At 40.5% G+C, this 24,800-nt stretch carries 26 protein-coding genes; 17 read left to right on the top strand and 9 right to left on the bottom strand.

The window, feature by feature from the left end; translation table 11 throughout:
* Nucleotides 1-118 precede the first annotated feature (118 nt).
* Nucleotides 119-1,075 carry a phosphoribosylaminoimidazolesuccinocarboxamide synthase gene (locus ACOVQQ_RS11475; protein WP_421818317.1) on the top strand — a complete coding sequence of 319 codons (957 nt, stop codon included), beginning with the start codon at nucleotides 119-121 and terminating at the stop codon, nucleotides 1,073-1,075.
* A gap of 5 nt (nucleotides 1,076-1,080) precedes the next feature.
* Here ACOVQQ_RS11475 and ACOVQQ_RS11470 read toward each other — a convergent pair whose 3' ends face one another.
* The gene (locus tag ACOVQQ_RS11470; protein ID WP_421818316.1) at nucleotides 1,081-1,518 is read right to left on the bottom strand and encodes a DUF4268 domain-containing protein; all 438 of its coding nucleotides are present in this window, start codon (nucleotides 1,516-1,518) and stop codon (nucleotides 1,081-1,083) included.
* A 14-nt stretch (nucleotides 1,519-1,532) separates the two neighbouring features.
* Between ACOVQQ_RS11470 and ACOVQQ_RS11465 the strand changes: the two genes are divergently transcribed.
* Together ACOVQQ_RS11465 and ACOVQQ_RS11460 are read left to right on the top strand one after the other, a co-directional pair.
* The gene (locus ACOVQQ_RS11465; RefSeq protein ID WP_421818315.1) at nucleotides 1,533-2,192 is read left to right on the top strand and encodes an NUDIX hydrolase; all 660 of its coding nucleotides are present in this window, start codon (nucleotides 1,533-1,535) and stop codon (nucleotides 2,190-2,192) included.
* A gap of 14 nt (nucleotides 2,193-2,206) precedes the next feature.
* Nucleotides 2,207-3,025 (top strand): lysophospholipid acyltransferase family protein, encoded by an 819-nt coding sequence (locus tag ACOVQQ_RS11460; RefSeq protein ID WP_421818314.1) that lies wholly within the window; start codon nucleotides 2,207-2,209, stop codon nucleotides 3,023-3,025.
* Between the two features lie 54 nt (nucleotides 3,026-3,079).
* Here the strand turns inward: ACOVQQ_RS11460 and ACOVQQ_RS11455 are convergent, their stop codons facing one another.
* The 3 genes from ACOVQQ_RS11455 to ACOVQQ_RS11445 form a co-directional block, all read right to left on the bottom strand.
* A complete protein-coding gene (locus ACOVQQ_RS11455; protein ID WP_421818313.1) occupies nucleotides 3,080-3,526 on the bottom strand; it encodes a response regulator in 447 nt (148 codons plus the stop codon).
* Between the two features lie 24 nt (nucleotides 3,527-3,550).
* A complete protein-coding gene (locus ACOVQQ_RS11450) occupies nucleotides 3,551-4,126 on the bottom strand; it encodes a helix-turn-helix domain-containing protein (RefSeq protein WP_421818312.1) in 576 nt (191 codons plus the stop codon).
* Nucleotides 4,127-4,232: 106 nt separating this feature from the next.
* Entirely contained in the window at nucleotides 4,233-5,144 is a 912-nt protein-coding gene (locus tag ACOVQQ_RS11445; RefSeq protein ID WP_421818311.1) for a lysophospholipid acyltransferase family protein, read from the bottom strand.
* A 208-nt stretch (nucleotides 5,145-5,352) separates the two neighbouring features.
* Between ACOVQQ_RS11445 and ACOVQQ_RS11440 the strand changes: the two genes are divergently transcribed.
* Together ACOVQQ_RS11440 and ACOVQQ_RS11435 are read left to right on the top strand one after the other, a co-directional pair.
* The gene (locus ACOVQQ_RS11440) at nucleotides 5,353-5,994 is read left to right on the top strand and encodes a rhomboid family intramembrane serine protease (RefSeq protein WP_421818310.1); all 642 of its coding nucleotides are present in this window, start codon (nucleotides 5,353-5,355) and stop codon (nucleotides 5,992-5,994) included.
* Between the two features lie 50 nt (nucleotides 5,995-6,044).
* Nucleotides 6,045-6,746, top strand: coding sequence for an SIMPL domain-containing protein (locus tag ACOVQQ_RS11435; RefSeq protein WP_421818309.1), 702 nt, complete (start codon nucleotides 6,045-6,047; stop codon nucleotides 6,744-6,746).
* Nucleotides 6,747-6,814: 68 nt separating this feature from the next.
* On the opposite strand, the gene ACOVQQ_RS11430 is transcribed toward ACOVQQ_RS11435, so the two are convergent.
* Complete coding sequence (locus ACOVQQ_RS11430; protein ID WP_421818308.1) at nucleotides 6,815-7,285, bottom strand: DUF1905 domain-containing protein; 471 nt, start codon at nucleotides 7,283-7,285, stop codon at nucleotides 6,815-6,817.
* Between the two features lie 350 nt (nucleotides 7,286-7,635).
* Here ACOVQQ_RS11430 and ACOVQQ_RS11425 point away from each other — a divergent pair, with 350 nt between their 5' ends.
* Nucleotides 7,636-8,697, top strand: a complete 1,062-nt coding sequence (locus ACOVQQ_RS11425; RefSeq protein ID WP_421818307.1) for an o-succinylbenzoate synthase — start codon at nucleotides 7,636-7,638, stop codon at nucleotides 8,695-8,697.
* Here ACOVQQ_RS11425 and ACOVQQ_RS11420 read toward each other — a convergent pair.
* The 3 genes from ACOVQQ_RS11420 to ACOVQQ_RS11410 all read right to left on the bottom strand — a co-directional run bounded on the left by ACOVQQ_RS11420 (nucleotide 8,639) and on the right by ACOVQQ_RS11410 (nucleotide 11,258).
* Nucleotides 8,639-9,181 carry a nuclear transport factor 2 family protein gene (locus ACOVQQ_RS11420; protein WP_421818306.1) on the bottom strand — a complete coding sequence of 181 codons (543 nt, stop codon included), beginning with the start codon at nucleotides 9,179-9,181 and terminating at the stop codon, nucleotides 8,639-8,641. The two genes, ACOVQQ_RS11425 and ACOVQQ_RS11420, sit on opposite strands and share 59 nt — an antisense overlap.
* Nucleotides 9,182-9,325: 144 nt before the next feature.
* Entirely contained in the window at nucleotides 9,326-10,603 is a 1,278-nt protein-coding gene (locus ACOVQQ_RS11415; RefSeq protein ID WP_421818305.1) for an inorganic phosphate transporter, read from the bottom strand.
* Nucleotides 10,604-10,613: 10 nt separating this feature from the next.
* Entirely contained in the window at nucleotides 10,614-11,258 is a 645-nt protein-coding gene (locus ACOVQQ_RS11410) for a DUF47 domain-containing protein (RefSeq protein ID WP_094486535.1), read from the bottom strand.
* Between the two features lie 158 nt (nucleotides 11,259-11,416).
* Here ACOVQQ_RS11410 and ACOVQQ_RS11405 point away from each other — a divergent pair, with 158 nt between their 5' ends.
* The 10 genes from ACOVQQ_RS11405 to ACOVQQ_RS11360 all read left to right on the top strand — a co-directional run bounded on the left by ACOVQQ_RS11405 (nucleotide 11,417) and on the right by ACOVQQ_RS11360 (nucleotide 22,332).
* Nucleotides 11,417-13,045, top strand: a complete 1,629-nt coding sequence (locus ACOVQQ_RS11405; RefSeq protein ID WP_421818304.1) for an acyl-CoA carboxylase subunit beta — start codon at nucleotides 11,417-11,419, stop codon at nucleotides 13,043-13,045.
* Between the two features lie 8 nt (nucleotides 13,046-13,053).
* Nucleotides 13,054-14,610 (top strand): S41 family peptidase, encoded by a 1,557-nt coding sequence (locus tag ACOVQQ_RS11400; RefSeq protein ID WP_421818303.1) that lies wholly within the window; start codon nucleotides 13,054-13,056, stop codon nucleotides 14,608-14,610.
* Complete coding sequence (locus ACOVQQ_RS11395) at nucleotides 14,607-16,208, top strand: M1 family metallopeptidase (RefSeq protein ID WP_421818302.1); 1,602 nt, start codon at nucleotides 14,607-14,609, stop codon at nucleotides 16,206-16,208. Before ACOVQQ_RS11400 ends, ACOVQQ_RS11395 begins: the two co-directional genes overlap by 4 nt.
* A gap of 78 nt (nucleotides 16,209-16,286) precedes the next feature.
* Nucleotides 16,287-16,691 carry a glyoxalase gene (locus ACOVQQ_RS11390; RefSeq protein WP_298148686.1) on the top strand — a complete coding sequence of 135 codons (405 nt, stop codon included), beginning with the start codon at nucleotides 16,287-16,289 and terminating at the stop codon, nucleotides 16,689-16,691.
* A 207-nt stretch (nucleotides 16,692-16,898) separates the two neighbouring features.
* A complete protein-coding gene (locus ACOVQQ_RS11385; protein ID WP_094486540.1) occupies nucleotides 16,899-17,612 on the top strand; it encodes an esterase family protein in 714 nt (237 codons plus the stop codon).
* Between the two features lie 18 nt (nucleotides 17,613-17,630).
* Nucleotides 17,631-18,581: an ATP-grasp domain-containing protein gene (locus tag ACOVQQ_RS11380; protein WP_298148688.1), complete on the top strand. Its 951-nt coding sequence runs from the start codon at nucleotides 17,631-17,633 to the stop codon at nucleotides 18,579-18,581.
* Between the two features lie 29 nt (nucleotides 18,582-18,610).
* Nucleotides 18,611-19,720 carry a carboxylate-amine ligase gene (locus ACOVQQ_RS11375; RefSeq protein WP_298148689.1) on the top strand — a complete coding sequence of 370 codons (1,110 nt, stop codon included), beginning with the start codon at nucleotides 18,611-18,613 and terminating at the stop codon, nucleotides 19,718-19,720.
* A 39-nt stretch (nucleotides 19,721-19,759) separates the two neighbouring features.
* Entirely contained in the window at nucleotides 19,760-20,587 is an 828-nt protein-coding gene (locus tag ACOVQQ_RS11370; protein ID WP_421818301.1) for a type 1 glutamine amidotransferase, read from the top strand.
* 8 nt (nucleotides 20,588-20,595) lie between these two features.
* The gene (locus ACOVQQ_RS11365) at nucleotides 20,596-21,783 is read left to right on the top strand and encodes a hypothetical protein (RefSeq protein WP_421818300.1); all 1,188 of its coding nucleotides are present in this window, start codon (nucleotides 20,596-20,598) and stop codon (nucleotides 21,781-21,783) included.
* Between the two features lie 3 nt (nucleotides 21,784-21,786).
* The gene (locus ACOVQQ_RS11360; protein WP_421818299.1) at nucleotides 21,787-22,332 is read left to right on the top strand and encodes a GNAT family N-acetyltransferase; all 546 of its coding nucleotides are present in this window, start codon (nucleotides 21,787-21,789) and stop codon (nucleotides 22,330-22,332) included.
* 71 nt (nucleotides 22,333-22,403) lie between these two features.
* Here ACOVQQ_RS11360 and prfB read toward each other — a convergent pair.
* Nucleotides 22,404-23,508, bottom strand: a protein-coding gene (gene prfB / locus ACOVQQ_RS11355; protein ID WP_421818298.1) for a peptide chain release factor 2 whose coding sequence is annotated in 2 segments (ribosomal slippage) — nucleotides 22,404-23,444 and nucleotides 23,446-23,508 — 1,104 coding nt in all. Because the reading frame shifts where the segments join, the coding sequence is not laid out codon by codon here.
* A 49-nt stretch (nucleotides 23,509-23,557) separates the two neighbouring features.
* On the opposite strand from prfB, the gene ACOVQQ_RS11350 reads away from it, so the two are divergent.
* On the top strand, nucleotides 23,558-24,592 hold the full coding sequence (locus tag ACOVQQ_RS11350) for a threonine aldolase family protein (RefSeq protein WP_421818297.1): 1,035 nt from the start codon (nucleotides 23,558-23,560) through the stop codon (nucleotides 24,590-24,592).
* The last annotated feature ends 208 nt before the right edge of the window (nucleotides 24,593-24,800 follow it).

Below are 24,800 nucleotides of genomic sequence, written 5' to 3'. Positions count from 1 at the left end.
TAGAAATAATTAAGTTTTGAGGCGAAAAATTCCGTAGTAATTATATTTATTAATTTTAAAACTTTATTTTGATGGTTCAGCGCGAACGCAATACTTTTGCGCATCTAACTACACACTCATGTCAACTACAATTACGGCAACTCATTTTCAGTTTCCAAATCAAACTGCATTTTACAAAGGAAAAGTTCGCGATGTTTACAGCATTGGCGACGATTTACTGGTGATGATTGCCACCGACCGACTATCCGCTTTCGATGTGGTACTTCCAAAAGGAATTCCTTACAAAGGACAAATGCTCAATCAAATTGCGAAAAAATTCATGGACAGCACAGCCGATATAGTTCCGAATTGGTTGCTGGACTCACCTGATCCTAACGTAAGTATTGGCGTAAAATGTGAGCCTTTTAAAGTGGAAATGGTGATTCGGGGCTATTTGGCTGGACATGCTGCCCGTGAATACGCTGCCGGAAAGCGTTTACTTTGTGGTGTGGCTTTGCCGGAAGGTTTGAAAGAAAACGATAAACTTCCGCAACCCATCATTACGCCAACAACAAAAGCTGCTTCCGGTTCGCACGATGAAGATATCTCTGAAGAAGAAATCTTAGCTCAAGGCATAGTATCGAAAGCAGATTGGGAAATCCTTAAAGACTACACGTTTAAACTTTACGCACGAGGAACTGAAATGGCGGCCGAACGCGGCTTGCTATTGGTTGATACTAAATATGAGTTTGGAAAAAAAGCCGACGGAACCATTGTTCTGATTGATGAAATTCATACGCCCGATTCTTCGCGCTATTTTTATGCCGATGGTTACCAAGAACGTCAAGATAAAGGCGAGCCGCAACAACAATTAAGCAAAGAATTTGTTCGTCAATGGCTTATTGCAAACGGATTTCAAGGTAAAGAAGGGCAATCGATTCCAGAATTAACCGACGCATACATCGACACTGTTACAGAACGATACGCTTTACTTTACGAACAAATTTTAGGTGAAAAATTCGTTAAAGCACCAGTTACTAACTTGGCAGCGCGCATCGAAACCAATGTTTTAAATTATTTAAAAACAATTGGTTAACTAATTTATTCGGTTGTAGACTGGCGAATAATATCGGCGTATTCCAAGAAAAATTGTTCCATAAGCAGCATGTTAGAAGCCATAAATTCGAAGATTTCGGGCCAATAATTCCTGTTGAAGAAATTGCGTTCTAGTTTATCAGTATGTACGATGCTCACTATTTTCCCAGATTCTAGCGTAAAATTTCGTTCGAAAAAAATCTCTGGAAAAAACTCAAGGAAAAGTACGCGCATCGCCTGTAGTTGTTCAAAATACTTGATTCGTGTTTCCTCGTGGCGCATACCCACTTCTAGAATAATGCGAACTCCCGAATTTTGAACATCGAACTTGAGTTGTAAATCTTTAATTTTGGTATCGTAAAGCAGCCACTTGTGTGGATATGCTTCTGCGAAAGCGGTCCAAAAATCGGTAATAAGCTGGGCTTTTTCTTTTTTACTATACACAAACAGTAATTTTCATGGCAAAAATAGCATTTAGTGAGTTAGTTCCACATATTAAATCTCTTGAGCTTCCAGGCTTGGATGCGCAACTAAATATGGCTCCAGCTGATCGAAAGCAAGCTTTGGAATTAGCTGCGCAAAAAGCCGTTCAAAAACGTTATGCCGCCGTTTCAGTAATTGTTTCTACACACCAAAATCAAGAAACGATAACTTTGATTCAACGATCAGAATACGAAGGTGTGCATTCCGGACAACTTGCTTTTCCTGGGGGAAAAAAGGAATTATTCGATGCAAATTTCTATGAAACTGCTGTGCGTGAAACGCAAGAAGAAATAGGAATAACACTTACGGAACAGCATTTTGTACGCGGACTAACACCGCTTTACGTTCCGCCAAGTAATTTCGAAGTACATCCGTATCTTTTTGTTACCAGCGATTATCTCGAATTCACTCCAAATCTGCGTGAAGTGGCCGCCATTGTTCCATTACCACTATCCGTACTGCTAGACGATACAGCCGTTTCCACAATGGATATCGATACCGCCTACAATTTCAAGATCAAAACTAAAGTCTTTACCTTCGGGCAACACACGGTTTGGGGCGCTACTGCGATGATGTTAGCAGAAGTGAAACAAATGTTATTGTTGGCACGAAATTCGGCAATTAGTCAAATTTAATTTATGTTTGGCGCATGGGACTATTTAAAAGAAATCCGTTCGGACATATTTTATTTATCAAAAAATGGCTGATTCGCATTTTTGGCGCCGCAACACACCGCCGTTATCGCGGATTTAACGAATTACAAATCGACGGTTCGGAGATTATCCGTGCTTTACCTGCACAAAACGTTTTATTTATCTCCAATCACCAAACTTATTTTGCCGATGTCGTGGCCATGTTTCATGTTTTTAATGCTGCTTTACACGGTCGGGTAGATCATATCCGAAATATTGGTTATTTATGGAACCCTAAGCTCAACATCTATTACGTTGCAGCTAAAGAAACGATGCATTCGGGCATTCTTCCGCGCATGATGGCCTACGTGGGTGCAATTACTGTAGAACGTACCTGGCGTGCAAAAGGAAAAGATATTCAGCGTGAAGTGAATCCGAATGATACCGAAAACATCAAAGTTGCTTTGCAAGACGGTTGGGTAATTACCTTTCCACAAGGAACCACAAAATCGTTCAAGCCCGTTCGAAAAGGTACAGCGCACATCATCAAAGAGCACAAACCAATTGTGGTTCCGATTGTCATCGACGGATTTCGCCGTTCGTTCGATAAAAAAGGTTTACGTATGAAAAAGAAAGGGATTTTACAATCGATGATTATAAAAGAGCCTTTGGAAATTGATTATGAAAACGAGTCGATTGAATCGATTGTAGAGAAAATTGAGTACGCTATCGAGCAACATCCGTCGTTTTTAAAAGTCATTCCCGCCGAAGAGCTTGAAGCAGCTGAAGCTTTAAACGAGTTGCGGAGATTTAGTTCGCCGAAATCAAAGTTGTAAACAATTTTGTTTGGAGAATGACTAACGACTCAAGTCAGTCAAAATCGACGAATCTTAAATACTGAGAACAAAATTTTCCCTATTTAAACCGCTGGTGTGATACTGCCAATTTAGGGCGATGACTTCATTAAGAATGCGTTTCAATTCTTCGAAATCGTTTGGTTTACGGATGTAAACGTTAGCTCCTTTAACAAAGGCATCTTCAATATCGCGCTCTGAGGCAGAAGTAGAGTAAATAGCTACGGCGATGTTGTTGAAGCGGCTGTCTTGTTTTATTTCAAACAAACATTCCATACCCGATTTGCGCGGCATATTCAAATCCAGAAACAAGATGTGCGGTTTTGAATTTTCGTCGTTGTTTAAAAAATCCATTAACTCCACGCCGTCGTTAACTACGGTGATTGCAGTTTTGATTTTTATTGATTCGAAGGCTTCCGTGAAAAACAGCCGGTCGTCGGCATCATCATCGGCAAGGCAAACGTGAATGAGATCGTTGTTCATGATTTTGGGGAAATCTTAGAGTTCTTAATTGTTTTGAATTTGTTCCTGTACTTGTAACTCGCGCCTTTTTTTGATAATCCGCTGAAATGCCGAAGGTGTTATTCCTGTAGTGTTTTTAAACTGCGTACTGAAATGTGCAACATTACAGTAATTCAATTTGTATGAAATTTCTGTAAAGGTAAGCTCATTCGTTAGAATTAGTTGCTTAGCTCGTTCAATTTTTTGAAGAATTATGAAGCTTTCGATAGAAGAGTAGGTGACTTCCGAAAACAGGTTTGAAATATAGTTGTAACTGTGATTTAGTTTCTCTGCGAGATACACCGAACTTTTTAAGCTAGGTTGATTTTCTTCTTGGTTCACCATTTCTACTATGGCGTCTTTGATTTTTTGAACTAAGATATTTTTTTGATTTTCAACAATTTGAATGCCGTACTCGCCAAGTTGCTCTTCAAGTTTACGTTGTTTTTCCGCAGATAGCTTATCTAGGATCTCAATCTCACCAAACGCTATAATTCGATAGTTTATTCCAGATGCGTCTAGTTGCTCTTGTAAGATTTTTCTACAGAGCGCATTGATATCAAATTTTACATACACTTTCATAGCCATAGATTTTCAAATGCGATACATTCGTAAAAATACTTGTATTTACTCGATAACGGCGAAGTATATTTTAATTTTTGAGGAAATTAACAGGAAAAGTAAGTTTTTAGATTCTTGCGGTAGTACTTTTTTTATTTACGAGCTTTTTCTTGCCAATGTGCTTCCAGCGTTTGTGTGTCCAGAAGTAATGCTCCGGTTTGTCAAGAATTTGTTTTTCAACTTCGCGTAAATACAAACTTGTGATTTCGTAATCGGGCACTTTTATAGGTTCATCTACCAATGGAACTAATGTTGCTTGGTAATATCCTCGTTTAATCTTCTCAACTTTAACAAACAACATATTCATATCCAGTCGTTTCGCTAACATTTCGGCTCCCGTATAAACCGGCACTTCTATGCCCATAAATTTGTCCCAATATTTTGCCTTTGCCAGTTGTGGCGATTGGTCGGATGCAAAGCCATAAAATGCACGAATTCCTTGTTCTTTGTGCAACTCCATAGTCTCAATCGATTTTTTTGATTCAATTAGCTTCGCGTTATGCTGACCTCGAATTTTGCGTACTAATGCATCGAAATAACGATTTCCAATTTTTTTATAGATTGCATAACTTTCAAAGGTTATATAATTAGATAAAATCATCAACCATTCCCAGCTTGCGTAATGGGCACACATCAAAATGATGCTTTTGCCTTTCTTTTCGTACTCACTTATTAATTCTAAATTAGAAAATGTAAATCGGCGTTTCATTTCTTCGTCAGTCATGCTAAGCGATTTCACCATCTCTAAAAACATATCGCACATATGTTTATAGAAGTCTTTTTCAATTTGTAATCGCTCTTCGTCAGATTTTTCAGAAAGTGCTAAAGCCAAATTCTTTCTGACTGTGGTTTTGCGGTAACCAAAGACTCGATAGACAAAAAAGTATATTAAATCAGATAAGATATAAATTACAGAAAAAGGTAATTTTGATACCAACCAGAGCAGCGGAAACGCTAAGCAATACGCTAGTAATTGCATGAACAATTTTTTTTTACAAATATACGCGTTTCTGAAAACTAGAGTTTGTTTTTCCATACAGACTTCATTTATTCGAGTTTCTTTCTAAAGCGGTATTCGTTATCATCTCGGTATTTTTTTGTCAATTCTTTATTTTAGAAGTAATCTTTGGTTTATAGATTACTGCAATGGCAGGTTTTTGTACTACTTTCGTTCTTATTTTAACACTATGCCTGTTGTCCTTCTTGCCGTTCTGGCAATAACCGTTTTAGTTAGTTTGGTTGCTTTCGCAGATGAAAGCATACGAGAAAAATGCATCTTCGAAATACGAAAAATACGCATGGGCGACCACTATCGCCTTTTGAGTTCTGGATTGGTTCACGGCGATATATTTCATTTATTTTTTAATATGTATGCCTTGTATTTGTTTGGAAGTCAGTTTATCTATTTTAGTTCGCCTGTGTTTTTTGCAGTGATGTATTTCGTTGGTCTTGCAGCTGGAAGTTTACTGACCCTTTTTGTTCATCAAAACGATTTTTTTTATCGCGCGCTTGGAGCATCAGGCGCTGTTTCAGCAATTGTGTTTGGAACAGTGATATTTGATCCGCATCTTGAGATAATGATTTTTCCAATTCCCATCGGTATCCCTGCCTATATTTTCGGATTGCTATTTCTCTTGTATAGTATGTATGGAATGAAAGCCGCCAACGATAATATTGGCCACACAGCTCATCTGGGAGGCGCAGTGGCTGGGTATGTATTTACTGCAATAGCATACTTCGGAGCGTTTTCTGCGACCTTGCCCTTTTCGGCCATTCCAGCGGCTGCATTTTTAGGTTTAGGAATCTACCAATTCGGATTTAAAAAATGATGGCACGTTCTTTGACAATCCATTTTTATAATCTAAAAATCTAAATAATCATGAAATCAAAAATCGGAATGGTACTGTTGTTGATCAGCAGTTTTGCATGGTCTCAAGTTGACAACAAACCTATTATTTACGTTACGGGAATAGGTAAAGTAAAGGTAGTTCCCGACCAAGTAGAACTAACTTTCGCTGTAGAAACTTCGGGCACTAAAGCTGCCGAGGTTCAGAAATCGAACATGCAGAAAGTTGATGCTGTGTTGAAATACTTGGCTTCGCAAGGCATTGCATCGACCGATATTCAAACAGAACGCGTGTATTTAAACGACGATTTTTGGTTCGGACGCAAAAAATCAAACTTCTTGGCACGTCAGCAAATAACTGTTTTATTAAAAAAGATAGACAGTTATGATAAGATTGTAGAAGGTTTAACCGAAAAAGGAGTTAATGCTATCGATAACGTTCAGTTGAAATCGTCGGTAGCCGAGCAGAAAAAATCAGAAGCGCGAAAGCTTGCCGTTGAAAGTGCAAAGCGAAAAGCGGCTGAACTGGCTGCGGCTGCGGAAGTTAAACTAGGAAAAGTTTTTAACATCACGGATATGTCTAGCGATTACATTCCTACGCAATTTACCAAGCGCGCTTACGAATTGGCTATGAGCGTGCCAGACGATGCGCAACAATCACTTGCTGCTGGTGAAATGGAAATTATTGTGAACATTCAAGCAACATACTTAATCGATTATTCGGAAGGGAAATAATCTTCTTTAAATAAAAAAAGGTGAAGTTCGTTTTGAGCTTCACCTTTTTTATTTCTATTAAACAGCAATTATTTTAGAATGATACGTGGAGAAGTAATTCCCATTTTTAGTTTTTCAGCGATTTTTAATGCACGCTCAACACGCTTTTCTGTCGATTTTACCTGATCAATCAGATGCAATAATCCGCGTTGGTTTCCCAGACTTAATCGTTCGAAAATTTGTTTTGCCTCTTCGTCGGTCGTTAAAACAGCGGTCCATTCTTCTGGCACTGCAAACTGAATTTCAGACTGGTCGATTTCAAATGTTGCTTCAACTTCACTTCCTACACCGATTTTGAGCTTCTTGCAAATTTTCGAACCCACATTTACAAAGTATCCACCTTCTTTTTTTGGAAGTAACGCACAATGAAATGTTTCGGCTTTATTAAGTGTGCAAATGGCTCGTGTGTTTCCATTTTTACGAATCGCGGCAACAACAGCATCTGGTACCAAAATGTAGTGCATTCCGCTATCGAATTTTTGAAGCATGTACCTTGACATAAAACGCTCTTTATCTGCGAACTAAATGTACAATTTCTTTTGCTTTTCTTGAACTGAATTACATGTACTTTCATTAGAAGAACGAAACGTGGGAAGCTACTATTTCTGTATTATTAGTGGGGTGAGTGGGGCGCAATAGCGGTTGACGCGGAAACCCCGCAGCAACGACAACAGTATTCTGATAGCTATCGGAAGCGAGGAGTTGCAGCAAAAAACGCGGACGCCGCCAAAATCGACTTTTATTTGAAGCATTTTTCGAGGCGGCGTATTGCCCAAAAAACAGTAATTAATCATTAGAGAGTACAGCAAACTACTGCTACAAACTGTATTTTTGTGCATATACATTTCCTATGTCTGTAACCGCTCGGGCTTATCCGTATTTTTTGAATTTTATAAAACCCGCAGGTACATCGCGTGGTGTTTTGCTGCAGAAAGAATCGCATTTTATTGTACTTTCTGATGGCGAGAAATCAGGAATAGGTGAGTGCGGACTGCTACGTGGATTGAGTTACGACGATCGACCAAATTATGTTTCGAAACTCAACGAATTTTGCGATTTAGTGAACTCAGGTACAGCTATTTCGGATTTAGATTTGAATGATTGGCCTTCGATAAAATTCGGATTTGAAATAGCCGAAAAATCATTTAAAGCCGAGAATCCTTTTTTGCTTTTCGACAACGATTTCTCAAGAGGAACGGCTGGGATTCCGATAAATGGTTTGATTTGGATGGGTAGTGCCGACCAAATGAAAGCTGAAGTGGCAGCAAAACTAAACGCCGACTTTAGTTGTTTGAAATTAAAAGTGGGAGCCTTGGATTTCGATAGTGAACTAGCTATCCTCAAAGAAATCCGCGCTGCGTTTTCGAAAGACACGCTCGAAATCCGCGTCGATGCCAACGGCGCTTTCAGCAAGGAAGAAGCAACATTTAAATTAAACGAACTCGCTAAGTTTGATATCCACAGCATCGAACAACCCATAAAAGCAGGGCAGTGGGAGGAAATGCGAAAACTGTGTAGCAAAAATATTCTCCCGATAGCACTTGATGAAGAGTTGATTGGTTTGCAAAACACCAACGAAGTTCTCGACTTTATTGCGCCGCAGTACGCTATTTTTAAACCCAGCTTTTTAGGTGGTTGGGAAGCCACCCAGCAATGGATTTTAGCTTGTGAAAACAGACAAATAGGTTGGTGGATTACTTCGGCTTTAGAAAGTAGCATTGGTTTAAATGCCATAGCACAATTTACTGCTAATCAAAAGAATGTAATCCCACAAGGTTTAGGAACAGGAGCGTTGTATGACAATAATTTCGATTCGCCTTTGGAGGTAAAATCGGGTTTTCTAAACTTCCGATCTACTTTTTCGTGGGAGTTATCCGACGTACTTCGGAACTTCGAAAAAACAGCTTTTTAGATAACGGATTTTCAGCGTCCATTTTTGGATTGGCCAACCAAACGGGATACCGCATTTGTCGTGCTAACATTTTGTGCATGAACAAACTGTGACCGAAAATGAACCCAAATATTCCGTAGGCTTGACGTGAGAAATGATACAGATCGATCGAATCGTTCTGACTGATGATTTTATCTTTGTGGAAGAATAGCTCGGAAATTACCTCTAATTTAATGCGAAAACTATTGCCTGGATAATTGAAATACGAGTAATAGCGCACCACGGCATAATCGATGCCCGCATCTAGAAAATCGTACGTAAAAAACATTTCTGTTGGCTTGTTAAACCACGTATTTAGAAATCTGAAAAAATCCGAACGATTCATTTCACCTGCAATGATTTCCCAGTACTTGAAATCGGTGTGCAAAAAAGAATACGCAGCTGCTGCATCTTGCCGCAACCACGCATGAAAATAATTTGCCGCGAGTTCCTGAGTTGTTTGCATAAGCGAATGTAACCAGACAGTAACAAAAATCGTTGAAATCTGATAAAATTCCGAGTATTAGTACTACTTTTTTTAATTGTTATAAAAACAAAAAATTCGCCCACAGAGAGCGAATTTTTCAATGTTGATGTGACTAAAAATGTTCTAGATAAATATTTTTAAGATCCAGTAGATCAAAGCAGCTAAAATCGCCGAAATCGGAATGGTTAATACCCACGCCCAGACTAAACTCACGGTGACACCCCAGCGTACTGCCGAAATACGTTTCGTTAAACCTACACCAATAATCGATCCGGTTATCGTATGTGTTGTTGAAACAGGAATCTTTAAATGTTCCGTAAAGTAAAGCGTTAATGCACCGGCCGATTCAGCAGCAACTCCTTCAAAGGCGGTTACTTTCGTTATTTTCGACCCCATGGTTTTTACAATTTTCCAACCGCCGCTAAGTGTACCCAGCGCAATCGCACTGTAACAAGCAAGCGGAATCCATTCTGGCATTTTTCCAGGTGTATCGTCTTTTGGTAACACTACATCTAGCCATTCCGGCATAGCCGCTTGTGCACTGCCACTTGTATTTATGTACACGGCAACCGCAGCTGCAATGATACCCATTACTTTTTGAGAGTCATTTCCACCATGGCCTAAACTAAATGCCGCGGAAGATATAAGTTGCGTACGCTTCAAAATTACTTCAGCTTTGGAATTGCTCAACGAACTAAAAACCAAAGCAAAGATGGCCAGCGTAAGAATTATAAACCCAATAAGGAACCATTTAATGTTGTGAGATTCGAAAACAACACTCCAAAACTCCGACTCAAATCGCGGTTCTTTTATCTTTTCGTAATAATATAATTGTGTGGAAATGAACCAAACGGTTAGAATGATAATACCGGCTGTAAACAGTTTGGGCCAAATCGATTTTCGAGAGGCATGAAGCAACCAAACGCTGATTAAATATGAAGCCAAAGCACCCACAAAAGGCGCTAGAACGATGAAAGCGATAACGATTGCTACGCCTGAAGGTAGTCCGCCATCTTTAGCGGGAATATACCAGTTTACGACATCGAATCCTGCATGAGCAATCGCCGATCCCGCGAAACCACCAATTAAGGTATGCGATGAACTGGAGGGAATTCCTTGCCACCACGTAAACAAGTTCCAAATAATCGCAGCAATTACACCCGCAAGGATAACCACTAAGTCGATTTCCATCGTGTGTGCAGTTTTAGCAACCGTATCTGCAACGCCAAAGCCAAAAACCCAGTAGGCTAAAAAGTTGAAGAACGCAGCCCAAAGCACGGCTTGAAAAGGTGAAAGTACTTTAGTTGCTACAACAGTTGCAATCGAATTTGCCGCATCGTGAAAGCCATTGATGTAATCAAAAACAAGCGCTAATGCGATAATGATAATGAGTAATGTCATTGCGCTTTAATTACGAATGTTTAACGGCAATACCTTCTAGAACGCTGGCAACACTCTTACACTTATCAGCAGCCGATTCCAAAACCGAAAGAACTTCTTTGTATTTAATGATGTTCTTCGCGTCGTTTTCATTCTCAAATAAATCAGCAACAGCTTTATCGTAAACGGCATCCGACTTATTTTCTAGTTTTTGAATTTTCAAACAAGCATCGGTAATGCGTTTGATTTTCTTTAAATCGCGCAATTCTTGAACCGCATAATCAATGCTTTGGCAAGCTTCGAGATTGATTTCGGTTAATTTACGAATCGATTTTGTGATTTTATCTACGTGATACAAACGCATTCTGCTCGCTGCGCCGTACAAATTTCCAGTTATGTTGTCTATGGCAGTAATCAGAGCATAAATATCTTCACGATCAAACGGAGTGATAAAATTGCGACTTAACTCAAGGTTTACTTGTCGTGTAATGTCTTCTGCTACTTGTTCGAACTCCTCAATTTTTTGATAAACAGTAACGCGTTCAGAAGGAGGGAGGTTAACCACTTCATGCAAGGCCGAAGCCATTAGAATCAGGTTTGCGGTTGCTTGCTCAAAAAGCGGGAAAAACTTCTTGTCCTTAGGAACTAAAAATTGAAAGAAATTGTTTACGGTCATGATAAGGCATGTTTTACGGCTGCAAAAGTATCGCTGCCATGTTAAGTTAACGTTAACTAATCTATTAACTTTAGATTAGTTGAACGTCTAATTCAAAATTCTTCCAGAAACATTCCCGAATTACATAAATTAGCAAACACTAAACTAGCAGTTAACGTATGGATTTAACCTTCAATAAAAACGAAGATTACAACAGACTTTTACTTTCCGAACTCAAACAAAAGTACGCAAAAGTTAAGCTCGGCGGCGGCCAAAAACGCATTGAAAAATTACACAGCGAAGGAAAATTAACTGCTCGCGAACGCATTGATTATCTGTTAGATGATAAAACAAACAGCATTGAAATTGGTGCTTTTGTTGGCGATGAAATGTACGAAGAACACGGAGGTTGTCCGAGCGGAGGCGTGGTAATTAAAATCGGCTACGTATCCGGAAAACTGTGCATAGTTGTTGCGAACGACGCCACAGTAAAAGCGGGTGCTTGGTTTCCGATTACCGGCAAAAAGAACTTACGCGCACAAGAAATTGCGATGGAAAATCGACTTCCAATCATCTATTTGGTCGATTCTGCCGGTGTTTACTTGCCTTTACAAGATGAAATTTTCCCAGATAAAGAACATTTTGGACGCATTTTCAGAAATAATGCGATTATGAGTAGCATGGGAATCACGCAAATTGCCGCTGTTATGGGAAGTTGCGTAGCTGGAGGTGCGTACTTACCGATTATGTCGGACGAAGCTTTAATTGTTGATAAAACCGGCAGTATTTTTCTTGCTGGAAGTTACCTAGTAAAAGCAGCTATTGGTGAAAATATCGATAATGAAACGCTTGGTGGCGCGACAACACACTGTGAAATTTCGGGCGTAACGGATTTCAAGGCGAAAGACGATCACGATGCCTTAAATCGAATCAAACGAATCGTTTCCAAAATCGGCGATTTCGAAAAAGCTGGATTTAACCGTGAGAAAAGTGCACCACCAAAAGCCGATCCAAAAGAGATTTACGGAATTCTTCCCAAATCCAGATCCGATCAGTACGATATGGTGAGTATATTAGAACGGTTGGTTGACAATTCGGAATTGGATTACTATAAAGAAGGTTACGGACAATCGATCATCACAGCTTACGCTCGCATCGACGGTTGGGCTGTTGGAATTGTTGCCAACCAACGCAAAGTCGTTAAGTCTAAAAAAGGCGAAATGCAGTTTGGAGGCGTAATTTATTCCGACTCGGCAGATAAGGCAACACGATTTATCGCTAATTGCAATCAAAAGAAAATACCGTTGGTTTTTGTTCAAGATGTGACGGGTTTTATGGTAGGTAGCAAATCAGAACACGGCGGAATCATCAAAGACGGAGCAAAAATGGTAAATGCCGTTTCGAACTCGGTGGTTCCTAAATTTACGGTTATCGTTGGAAATAGCTACGGCGCTGGAAATTATGCTATGTGCGGAAAAGCGTATGATCCGCGCTTAATCTTTGCTTGGCCAAGTGCCGAATTAGCGGTAATGGGCGGAACACAAGCTGCGAAAGTGCTGATGCAAATTGAAGCGGCTGCGCTTAAAGCGAAAGGAGAAATTGTTGATGCCGAAAAAGAACAAGCTCTGTTTGAAAAGATAAAATCGAAATACGACAAGCAAGTTTCGCCATACTACGCTGCTGCACGTTTGTGGACCGATGCAATTATAGATCCGCTCGACACACGAACTTGGATTTCGATGGGAATCGAAGCAGCAAACAACGCACCTATCGAGAAAAAGTTTAATCTGGGTGTTATTCAAACCTAAGAGAGTTTATGAAGCGAATTTTATTTGCTGCGGCAGTACTGCTAGCTAGTTGTGGAAGTACGCAACAATACAACGCCAAAATAAGTACTGATATTCAGCCAAACGAACTGAAAGCAGACGTTAAAAAAGCCTATAGAAATTTAAAAAAGTATCAAGCTGATTTAGATTGGTACATCAGCGAACGCGATTTTAAATTCAAAATAGACAGCTTTACCAATACGCTTTCTAAACCTATGAAACCGTACGAGTTTTACACGCAACTCGCGCCCGTAGTAAATTCAATTCGTCAAGGACATTTGTCGGTGGTGCCTCCTAGAAAAAGACTTTCAAAAGTCGAAACCAAGATTCTCAATTCAAATGGGAAAGGGCCGTTTTCTCAATTGGAATTTCAATGGCTGGACGGAAAATTATTCATCACAAAAAACGCCTCTAAAGACTCGACAATAGCAATCGGAACGCGCGTTTTAACTATCAATAAGGAAAATGTTGCTGATTTATATGCGAAATATTCGCGTTTGTACACTTCCGATGGTTACAACAGAACATTTATCGATGAGCGGTTTGGGAATCTATTTTCCTCGTACTACACTGTGGAACATGGTTTGCAAGACAGCGTTACTTATACTTTAAGCTTCCGCGACAGCGTTTTCCAAAAAGTTCTCATTCGCGAAACTAAAGCAGCAAAAGAAGAGAAAACAACTGCAACTAATATCTCTAAAAAGGAACGAAAAAAACAGCTCAAAGAGAAAAATAGAAAAAATAGTTATTTTGGATACAATGCTGCGACAGATACCTATAACCGATCTTTTTCAATCATAGCAACTGATTCGACGACAGCCGTCATGAAAATTCGCGGTTTTTCAATTGGACACTTCGATGATTTTTACAGAGATGCCTTTCTCACTTTAAAACAAAAGAAAGTTAAAAATCTGATCATCGATTTGCGAGACAATCCCGGCGGCCGACTTTCAGAAATTGGCTATCTGTATTCGTATCTTTCAAAAGAGCCATACGTTTTTTGCGATCGAACGGAAGTTGCTGGAAAAACTTCGCTTTTCAAAGCCGATTATTTTAAAGGAGGAAATCTGCTTCGGAAAACGCTTGCTTTAATTGGAGCACCGTTTTATTACACGTATAACTTCTTCAAAGTACGAAAAGGTTCCGATGGAAAATATTACTATCGAGGTCCGGAGCACAAGAAGAGAAAACCAAGAGCAACGGCTTTTAATGGAACGGTTTATGTATTGATAAATGGAGGTAGTTTTTCTGCTTCCTGCATTATATCATCTAATTTAAAAGGTAGTAAACGAGCCGTTTTTATTGGTCAGGAAACAGGAGGTGCCTACAACGGAACCGTAGCGGGCAGAATGCCACTTGTGCGTCTTAAAAATTCAGAAATTTACTTGCGTTTAGGTTTGATGAAGATCGTTCCAACCTATAAAACAGCTGAGGAAGGACGTGGAATTTTCCCGGATTATGAGACTAAAATTACTGTGGATGATTTGATAGCTAAACGCGATGTTGAAATGGAAAAAGCCTTAGAATTGATTAAATTGAACAAATGAGATTATTAATTTTTGCGCTGCTTGCATGCGTTCTATCTAGTTTTTCGCAAACGAAAAAAGATTCGCTAAAAGGCGGTTTGCGACCCGAACGTATAAACTACGATGTACTGCATTACGACTTAAATATTCACTTGGATGTTCCTAGCAAGTCGGTTTCGGGTTTCAATACCATTCGAGCGAAAGTACAAGCACAAACTCCTGAAATTCAAATTGATTTAGCTGAAAATCTTGTCCTAGATTCCATCATTCTCAATAAACAAAAATGTACCTATAAACGTATCGAAGGCGCTGTATTTGTTACGATTCCTATTTCGACTGTGGTTGAAGAGCGCGAAATTGAGGTGTATTATCACGGAAATCCGATTGTTGCCAGAAACGCGCCTTGGGATGGTGGTTTGGTTTTTAGGAAAAGTAAGTCCGGAGACCCGTTTGTAGGCGTTGCCGTACAAGGTTTGGGCGCTAGCGCTTGGTTTCCGTGCAAAGATTCTCAGTCCGACGAACCTGATTTTGGTGTCGATTTCCAAATGTCGACTTCCGAAAATCTACCTTTGGTATCAAATGGCCGGTTGATTTCAAATAGTCAGCTTAAAAACGGGCACACTATTTGGCATTGGCGGGTCACCGAACCGATAAATGCTTATAACATTACGTTTTATTTGGGGAAGTTTCAGCGCTTTCAGGAAGTGCACAAAGGATTGGATTTAGATTTTTGGATGTTGGAAGAGAACGCTGCGAAATTCCCGCAATTTAAAGACGAAACTATTAAAATGCTCGATTGTTTTAATGCGGCTTTTGGCGAATATCCGTTTAGTAAAGACGGATTCAAACTGGTCGAAGCACCTTATTTAGGTATGGAACATCAGAGTGCTGTTGCTTACGGAAATCGCTATTTAAAAGGATATGCGGGTAACGATTTGTCGCGATCAGGTGCCGGTATGTTGTTTGATTTTATTTTGGTACATGAAGCTGGACACGAGTGGTTTGGAAACAGCATCACCACAAAAGACATTGCCGATATGTGGGTGCACGAAGGTTTTACAACTTACAGCGAAATTGTTTATTTGGAGTGTGCCGAAGGAAAAGATGCAGCATATCAATATTTAGACGGAATTAAAGATATCATAGGAAACGATATTCCAATTATTGGTCGTTACGGCATTAATGAAGAAGGTTCGGGTGATATGTATTTTAAAGGCGCGAACATCATTCAAACGATTCGAAATCACATGAACGACGATGCAAAGTTTAAGGAAGCACTCAAAAAAATGTGCCTCACGTACCAAAAGCAAATCGTAACTTCTGCTGAAATTGAAGACTTCTGGAGTCGAGAAACTGCTTCAAATCTTAAACCAGTGTTCGATTTTTATCTACGAACTACTGAAATTCCGAAATTGGAAGTTAAAATCGAAAAATCAAAGCTCAAATACCGCTGGCTAAATGTTCCTGCCGATTTTGTGCTTCGCGTTCCGGTGCTCGTAGACAATGTATTAGTACTACTAGAAGTTGAAACGAAGGAAAAATCGGTTTCTATTCCTAAAAACACAAAATCTGTGCAACACGTCAAAGGCGCATCTTTGGTAAAGCTCATCGTTCGTTGATTGGTTAATAAGATGTTTAAAACATCTAAACAGCAGTGAAATGTGCAACGGCTTCTTTCGTAATTTTAAAAGAAAAAGATGGAAGCCAGGGATCAATTTCTAACCGATTTCCGCGGTCCGACGCTGGGAAGTATTCAGCCTAATTCGTCGGCCGACGAGATTTTTCAAAACGCCACCTTACGACCTATCCTCAAATTGCAAAACAATCTATTTATAGCTGTTTTCAAAAACTACATCAGTAAGAGTAAGGTTGATTTTGCGCAACTTTCAGTTGAAAAGAAACTACAATTTATAGAACACAGCATTCAACGCGATATCAAATTCAGAAATGCATTAAAAGGAATGGTCATTGCTCTTTTTACCGAAGCAGAATTTGAGACGTATATCAAAAATTCGTCCGCACTTAACAAAAGAATGATGGGGATGCTGATCGAACGTTTAAAGAATCAAGTGCAGCTTTTCGACCTGCAAACCGCGTTTTAGAGTAAATTTTCCATGCGAAACGCAGCGTTTTCAAGCAATCGAAAGGCAACGCAACTGCATATCTTTTGGCAGTTGCATATTTTTTATTGACTTCCTTAATATATTTCGAATTTGCTAGGCTTTTTATAGATAATCTGATAATAATAAGCCGTTGTGCGCTTTTTTTCGATTGAATTGATTAAACTTGTCTAGAACGAATCACAAACTATGAAAGAAGAATATTTTAAGTGGTATTCTCCCAATTTAAGTCGCGAAATCGAAATGCTGGTTTTTGGCCACGCGGGTTATCCAGTTATTTTGTTTCCAACTTCGATGGGAAGCTTCCACGAAAACCGCGACCAAGGTTTAATCGGTTCGGCACAATGGTATCTCGAACAAGGATTAATCCAAATTTTTTGTCCCGATAGTATCGACAAAGACAGTTTTTACAACAAAAACATTCATCCGGCACACCGCATTCAAAATCATGTTTGGTACGACAAGATGATTTGCCACGAAATCGTAGAACGCGTACGTCATAATACGTACTCACATAAAGTAGCTGTCGCCGGCTGTAGCTTCGGCGGTTATCATGCAGCCAACTTCGCATTTCGCCATCCGGGTTACGTCAGCCACATGTTCTCTATGAGTGGCGCATTCAGCATCAAAAGCTTCATGAATGGTTTTCATAACGACGATGTGTTCTACAACAGTCCAGAAGATTATCTCCACGGTTTAAACGATCACGAACTATGGAATATGGACATCATCTTAGGAACCAGTAATTGGGACATTTGTTTCGATGCAAACCTCAAATTAAGTCGGGTACTTGCTGGTAAATCAGTCGATCATTGGTTGGATATCCGCCAAGATCGCGAACACGATTGGCCCGTTTGGCGCGAAATGTTTCCACACTACTTATCACGAATTAAATTCTTCTAAACTAACAAAACACTCAATATGAAAAAGATTGGTATTCTATTTGGCATGGAAGACACTTTTCCAGCCGCTTTTATCGAACGTGTAAACGAAAAAAATGAAAAAGGCATCATCGCCGAAGCGGTAAGCATCGATAAAGTTATTCAAAATCGTCCGCACGAATACGCGGTGATCATCGATCGTATCTCGCAAGACGTTCCTTTTTATCGCGCATTCCTTAAAAACGCGGCTTTAACCGGCACGAACGTTATAAACAATCCGTTTTGGTGGAGTGCCGACGATAAGTTTTTCAACAACTGCTTGGCTGATACCTTGGGAGTTCCGCTTCCTAAAACCGTTATTTTACCTTCGGCAGAACATCCAACCGACACTACGGCTAAGTCGTTCCGAAACCTCGCATATCCACTCGATTGGGAAGGCATGTTCGATTATGTAGGCTTTCCAGCGTATATGAAACCGTATGCTGGCGGCGGATGGAAAAATGTATATCGTCTTGAAAATCGCGATGAATTCTGGCAGAAACACCGTGAAACCGGCCAATTAGTAATGCTTTTGCAAGAAGAAATTGTTTTCGATTCGTATTTCCGCGTGTATTGCTTAGGCAGAAAAGCAGTACGTATCATGCCATACGAACCAAGAAACCCGCATCATTTGCGCTATGTGGTTGATAATCCGGTAACCGACAAGAAATTGTTGGCTACGATTAAAGATTACACTTTGCGTTTGTGCAACGGCTTGGGATACGATTTCAATACGGTAGAGTTTGCTGTACGCGATGGAATTCCGTACGCAATCGATTTTGGTAATCCAGCACCAGATGCCGAATTAACTTCGGTAGGAAGAGAGAATTTTGATTGGGTTGTGGAAGAAGCTGCCAAAATGGCCATCGGATTTGCTAAAAAGCACAAATCGGGTCAAATGAATTTGCGTTGGGGCGACTTTATCAAGCAATCGGCTGCACTTCCGCTCTAAATGATGTTTAACGTCAGATCCAAAAACACATGAAAACCAAGCTACCCACTTTTACTTTAGGAGTAGAAGAGGAATACCAAATCATCGATCCGCAAACGCGGGATTTACGTTCGCACTTGTCGAAGATTGTCGACGGCGCCAAGATTATTCTCAACGAGCAGGTAAAAGCCGAGATGCATCAAAGCGTTGTAGAAGTTGGAACCAACATTTGTAATAACGTTGCCGAAGCCGAATCGGAAATTAAGTTTCTGCGTTCTAAAATTGTCGAATTAGCCGATAAACAAAATTTGGTTGTCGGTGGTGCGGGAACACATCCGTTTTCGCGCTGGCAAGATCAACCAATTACTGACGATCCGCGCTATCATAACATTGTAAACGAATTGCAAGACGCTGCGCGCTCCAATCTGATTTTTGGCATGCATTGTCACGTCGGTATTGAAAATCGCGAAATCGGTATGCAGTTGATGAATCAAGCCTGCTATTTCTTGCCGCACATTTTTGCACTATCGACGAACTCGCCGTTTTGGGAAGGTCGACAAACCGGATATAAATCGTTTAGAACCAAAGTTTTTGATAAGTTTCCTCGAACGGGCTTACCCGAATATTTCGATTCGGTTTCCGCATACGACAATTACCTCGACACTTTAGTGAAGACGAATTGTATCGATAATCCCAAGAAAATTTGGTGGGATTTGCGGTTACATCCGTTTTACAACACGATCGAATTCCGAATCTGCGACATGTCGCTAACAGTCGATGAAACCATGTGTTTAGTGGCAATCATACAGGCGATAGTCGCGAAGTTGTACAAATTAACCGTTCAAAACACCAGTTTCAATATTTATCGATTGGCACTTATAAAAGAGAATAAATTCCGCGCTGCGCGTTATGGAATCGAAAACTGCATGATCGATTTTGGTTTGAAACAGGAAGTTGAAACAAAATCATTGATTTTAGAACTGCTTGATTTCGTAGAAGATGTTGTCGATGAGCTTGGCAGCAGAAAACAAATCGAGTACGTGCACCGCATGATGGCTGAAGGTACAGGTGCCGACAAGCAATTGGCTGTTTTTAATCAAACACAAGATTTAACGAAAGTAGTAGATTTCATAACTGCCGAATTTACGAAGGGACTTTAACAATTTCCTGCCTTATATTTGCAATCTGACACAACACAAATGAATCAAGAAATTAAAATTGCCATACTCGATATGTACGACGGCGAGCCAAATCAAGGCATGCGATGCATCATAGATATCATAAACCGATTCAATCAGTTAGTAAGCTTCAAGGTTTTTAATGTTAGAGGAAAAGCAGAATTTCCCGCTTTAGCCGAATACGATATTTATATTTCGACCGGCGGTCCGGGAAATCCTTTAGAAGGCGATGGCGTTTGGGATGCGCAGTACTTCAATTTTATTGATGAACTTATGCTTTGGAACAAGGAAAAACCCGTAAAAAAGCACATCCTCTTTATATGTCATTCCTTCCAAATGGCTTGCAAACACTTCGGACTTGCGGAAATAACTAAACGAAACGACACCTCTTTTGGCGTAATGACCGTTCACAAAACCAAAGAGGGATTTAATGATCCGATCTTTGAAGGATTAGACGACCCGTATTATGCGGTAGATTCACGCGATTATCAGGTGGTTCAACCAAAATTGAGCGTCTTCAAAAAACACGGTGCACAAATCTTGTCGCTTGAGAAAATCCGTGATCACGTGCAGTACGAACGCGCAATTATGGCCGTTCGATTCTCAGAATATGCCATCGGAACGCAGTTTCATCCCGAAGCCGACCCAATTAGCTTCATTGCCAATTTGCGCGACGAGAAAAAACGCGAGCGCATTAAAGCCATGAAAGGCAGAAGAAAATTTAGAAATATGTTAGAAGATTTGCTGGACGACGAAAAGGTATATCGCACCAACGAAACCTTTATCCCAAACTTTCTTCGAACAGCTATCAATCACTTGCTTACACACAAAAAAATACAATCTAATTAGTAAGCACCATGATTACAGACTACAGAAAACGCTTTAACGAGGCTTTTTCAACCGAAAAGTACGACGCTTTCAAACAAGCTGTTGCCGCTGATTTCGACTATATGCCCACGTTTCGGATGGCGGAAACTCCGTTGTTCGTCGACGAATCTCTGAAAAAGCAACTGATTGATGCTTGCGAACAAGTCATCGACTTTATAAAAAATCCGGATTTCAAAGCACAAACGCAACGTGCGCTAGAACTCAACAAAGAAGTGCCAAACGAAACCGAGCACACCGAGTTTTTAGCAATTGATTTTGGAATTTGTGAAGAAAACGGAGCTGTAGTTCCGAAACTAATTGAAGTGCAAGGATTTCCGTCGCTTTTTAATTTCCAAATCGAAATCTTCGAAAAATTCAAAAGCGTATATCCGTTTTTATCGGAACTAACACCGTTTTTTAATAACATTAGTAACAAAGAGTACTACGAAATTTTAGGAAAGGTTATTCTAGGGAATCACGCTCCCGAAGAAGTAGTGCTTTTAGAAATAGAACCAGAAAAGCAAAATACCAAAATCGATTTCTACTATTGTGCGCGGCAATTCGGTATAAAGATTCTTTGTGTGACTGAGGTTATCAAACAAGGAAATCAGCTGTATTACAATGAAAACGGCGATTTAAAACCGATAAAGCGTATCTACAATCGCGTGATTTTTGACGAACTCGACGTTCGTACCGATTTAAAACTAAACTTTTCATTTACAGAAGATTTAACTGTGGAATGGGCCGGGCATCCAAATTGGTTCTTTCGAATTAGCAAGTTCATATTGCCGTATCTAAAAGGAACGTATTTTATTGATACGCAATTACTAAGCGAGATCGAAGAAATACCAGCCGATTTAGAAAACTACGTACTAAAACCACTTTTCTCGTTTAGTGGCTCTGGAGTTGTTTTTCACGTAACGAAAGCAGATATCGACGGAGTTGTCGATAAAGATTTATATATTTTGCAGAAAAAAGTGCATTACAAACCAGTAGTGCAATCGCCCGACGGTTTGGTAAAAGCTGAAATTAGAGTACTTTGTTTGTGGCCAAACGGAGCAGACCGACCTACACTGCTTTGCAATTTGGTTCGACTAAGTAGAGGAGAAATGATTGGAGTGAAGTTTAACAAAGACAAAGATTGGGTAGGAGGTACCCTAGGCCTTTTTACAAAATAATTTATGCCCTTTAGATCAAACGACCTTAAAAATGATTTAGTTCGTCTGGAGTTACTCGTGCCTGAACATTTCGATGAACTGTACAGCGTTGCTTCTGATTACCGCATTTGGGAACAACACCCAGAGAAAAATAGACACGAAATTGAAGTTTTCCGAAAGTACTTTCATAGCGCACAAAACGCCGCTGCTGCCTACGTGATTCGAGATCGAGTAACTTCCAAAATTATCGGTTCATCCCGTTTTTACCAGCACAACCAATTTTTTAAAAGCATTGCTATCGGATACACATTTCTTGCAGTCGATTATTGGGGAGGTGTTTACAATCGTGCAATCAAACAACTAATGATTAATCATGCTTTTTCGTTAGACATCGAACACATAATTTTTCATGTCGGCAAATACAATTTCCGTTCACAAAAAGCAGTACTCAAATTAGGAGCGAAATTGTTTGGCGAATCCGAATTCGAATCAACGAGCAACAATCCCGTTAATCTGGAGTTTCGACTTTCTCGAGAAGATTGGGAAAAACACAATAAACTCTACGAGTAAAACGCTCGGAAAGAAAAAAGCTGTACTCGTTTGAATACAGCTTTTTTTTATGATAAACCTAAATGTTTAGTTTACGCTTCTTCTTCTTCTTTCTGACCCATGAGCATCAGATACGCTTTCAGAAACGCATCAATTTCGCCGTTCATAACGCCATCAACGTCAGATGTTTCAAATTGTGTTCGCACGTCCTTAACCAGTTTATAGGGATGCATAACGTAATTTCGAATCTGCGAACCCCATTCAATTTTCATCTTTTTGGCTTCAATTTCATCGCGTAAAGCCTGCTTTTTCTTTAACTCAATTTCGTACAACTGCGATTTTAGCAATTGCATAGCTTTGGTTTTATTGTCGAGCTGCGAACGCGTTTCCGAATTCTCAATGATAATACCCGTAGGATGGTGGCGCAATCGCACGGCCGTTTCAACTTTGTTTACGTTTTGACCGCCCGCACCGCTCGAACGCATGGTTTCCCAGCTAATATCGGCGGGTGAAATCTCGATTTCTATCGTATCATCTGCCAGCGGATACACATACACCGAAACAAACGATGTATGCCGCTTGGCATTGCTATCAAACGGAGAAATGCGCACTAATCGATGCACGCCGTTTTCGCCTTTCAGATACCCAAACGAATAATCGCCTTCAAACTCGAGCGTTACGGTTTTAATTCCAGCAACCTCGCCCGCTTGAAAGTTCAGTTCTTTCACTTTGTAACCGTTTTTCTCGCCCCACATTAAATACATACGCATGAGCATGGCAGCCCAATCGCACGATTCCGTTCCGCCTGCACCTGCAGTAATTTGTAAAACGGCACTCATAGCATCGCCTTCGTCCGACAACATATTGCGGAATTCGATTGCTTCTATGTGCGAATTTGCAGCATCAAACGCCGTGTCGAGTTCTTCTTCGGTGAGTTCGCCTTCGCGGAAAAATTCCAATGCCAATTGCAACTCCTCGGTTAAATTCTCGGCTTTTTTGTAGTCGTCTACCCACTGTTTTTTAGAACGCAGCGTTTTAACAAATGCTTCTGCTTGTTTGGGTTGATTCCAAAAATCGGGTGCCAATGTCTTTTCTTCGTCATTGGCTATTTCGATAAGCTTGGCATCTATGTCAAAGATACCTCCTCAGCGCACCAAGGCGCTCTACAATACCCTTAATCTGTTCGGTATTTGTCATAAATAAGTCTAATTTTGCGTGCTCAAAAGTAAGACTTCTTTGCCTACAAATGGAAATAAACTTAATTAGCGATACAGTTACTAAACCAACACAGGAAATGCTCCGTGCGATGTTTCAAGCACCTGTGGGCGACGATGTGTACAAACAAGATCCAACGGTGAACGAATTGGAGCGAAAAGTGGCCGCCTTATTTGGTAAAGAAGCTGCCTTGTTTTTCCCGTCGGGTACTATGGCCAATCAAACGGCTATTAAATTGCATACGCAACCGGGCGACCAGCTGATTTGCGATAAGTATGCGCACGTTTTTAATTACGAAGCCGGCGGAGTAGCTTTTAACAGCGGGGTTTCTTGCGCGTTAATCGACGGCGATCGCGGGAAAATCAGAGCCGATCAAGTCCAGGCCGCTATAACCGATCCGGAGTTTTACCACAGTCCGCTTACAAGTTTGGTTTGCGTTGAAAACACAACGAATAAAGGCGGCGGCGCCTGCTACGAGTTGGCCGAACTTGCTGCCATTGCCAACGTTTGCCGGCAACATCAATTAAAGTTTCATCTCGATGGCGCCCGAATCTGGAATGCTTTGGTGGCTAAACAGCAGCAACCATTGAGTTTTGGTGCGTATTTCGATACGATTTCCGTTTGTTTTTCAAAAGGTTTAGGTGCGCCCATTGGTTCGGCTTTGGTGGGCGATGCGGCGTTAATTCACAAGGCGTTGCGTATCCGAAAAGTGCTTGGCGGTGGTATGCGTCAGGCGGGCTATTTGGCAGCTGCGGCCATTTATGCGCTCGATAATCACGTTGGGCGTTTGGCCGAGGATCATCGCAGAGCTAAGGAGTTGGGCGCTATTTTGTCGCAAATGTCGTGGGTGGCGCGCGTTGAGCCTGTCGAAACCAATATTGTTATTTTTTCTTTGCAGCCAGGTTTAAACGAAGCGGCTTTGATACAGCGTTTAAAAGAGCGCAAAATTTACATCAGCAGCATGGGTAACAACAAACTGCGCATGGTCACACATCTTGATTATAAAGAAGTTATGCACGATTATGTGTTGGAAAGCATTAGCCGAATTGGTGCGCGAGTAGGATAGTTTTTCGAGTTTTCTTATTTGGCCCTTCCGGCGGGTCGTACCTCCGGCGCCGTCGCGCTTTCCCTACAACCTTGCCAGCACAAGTCGGCAAAATCACGGTTTCAAACGGGCTTATCAGCCGTTTTCAACCGGTTTTTGCAACGCCTTGCACTCGGCAAGGGTTTTCGTCCAATCGCTAAGGGACCCGCCCAAGGCCACGAGAGTTGTT

This window comes from Flavobacterium sp., from assembly GCF_049240005.1.
Classification (GTDB): domain Bacteria; phylum Bacteroidota; class Bacteroidia; order Flavobacteriales; family Flavobacteriaceae; genus Flavobacterium.
Note: the sequence above shows the minus strand (reverse complement) of the source record. Positions and strands in the feature narration are given on the sequence as shown.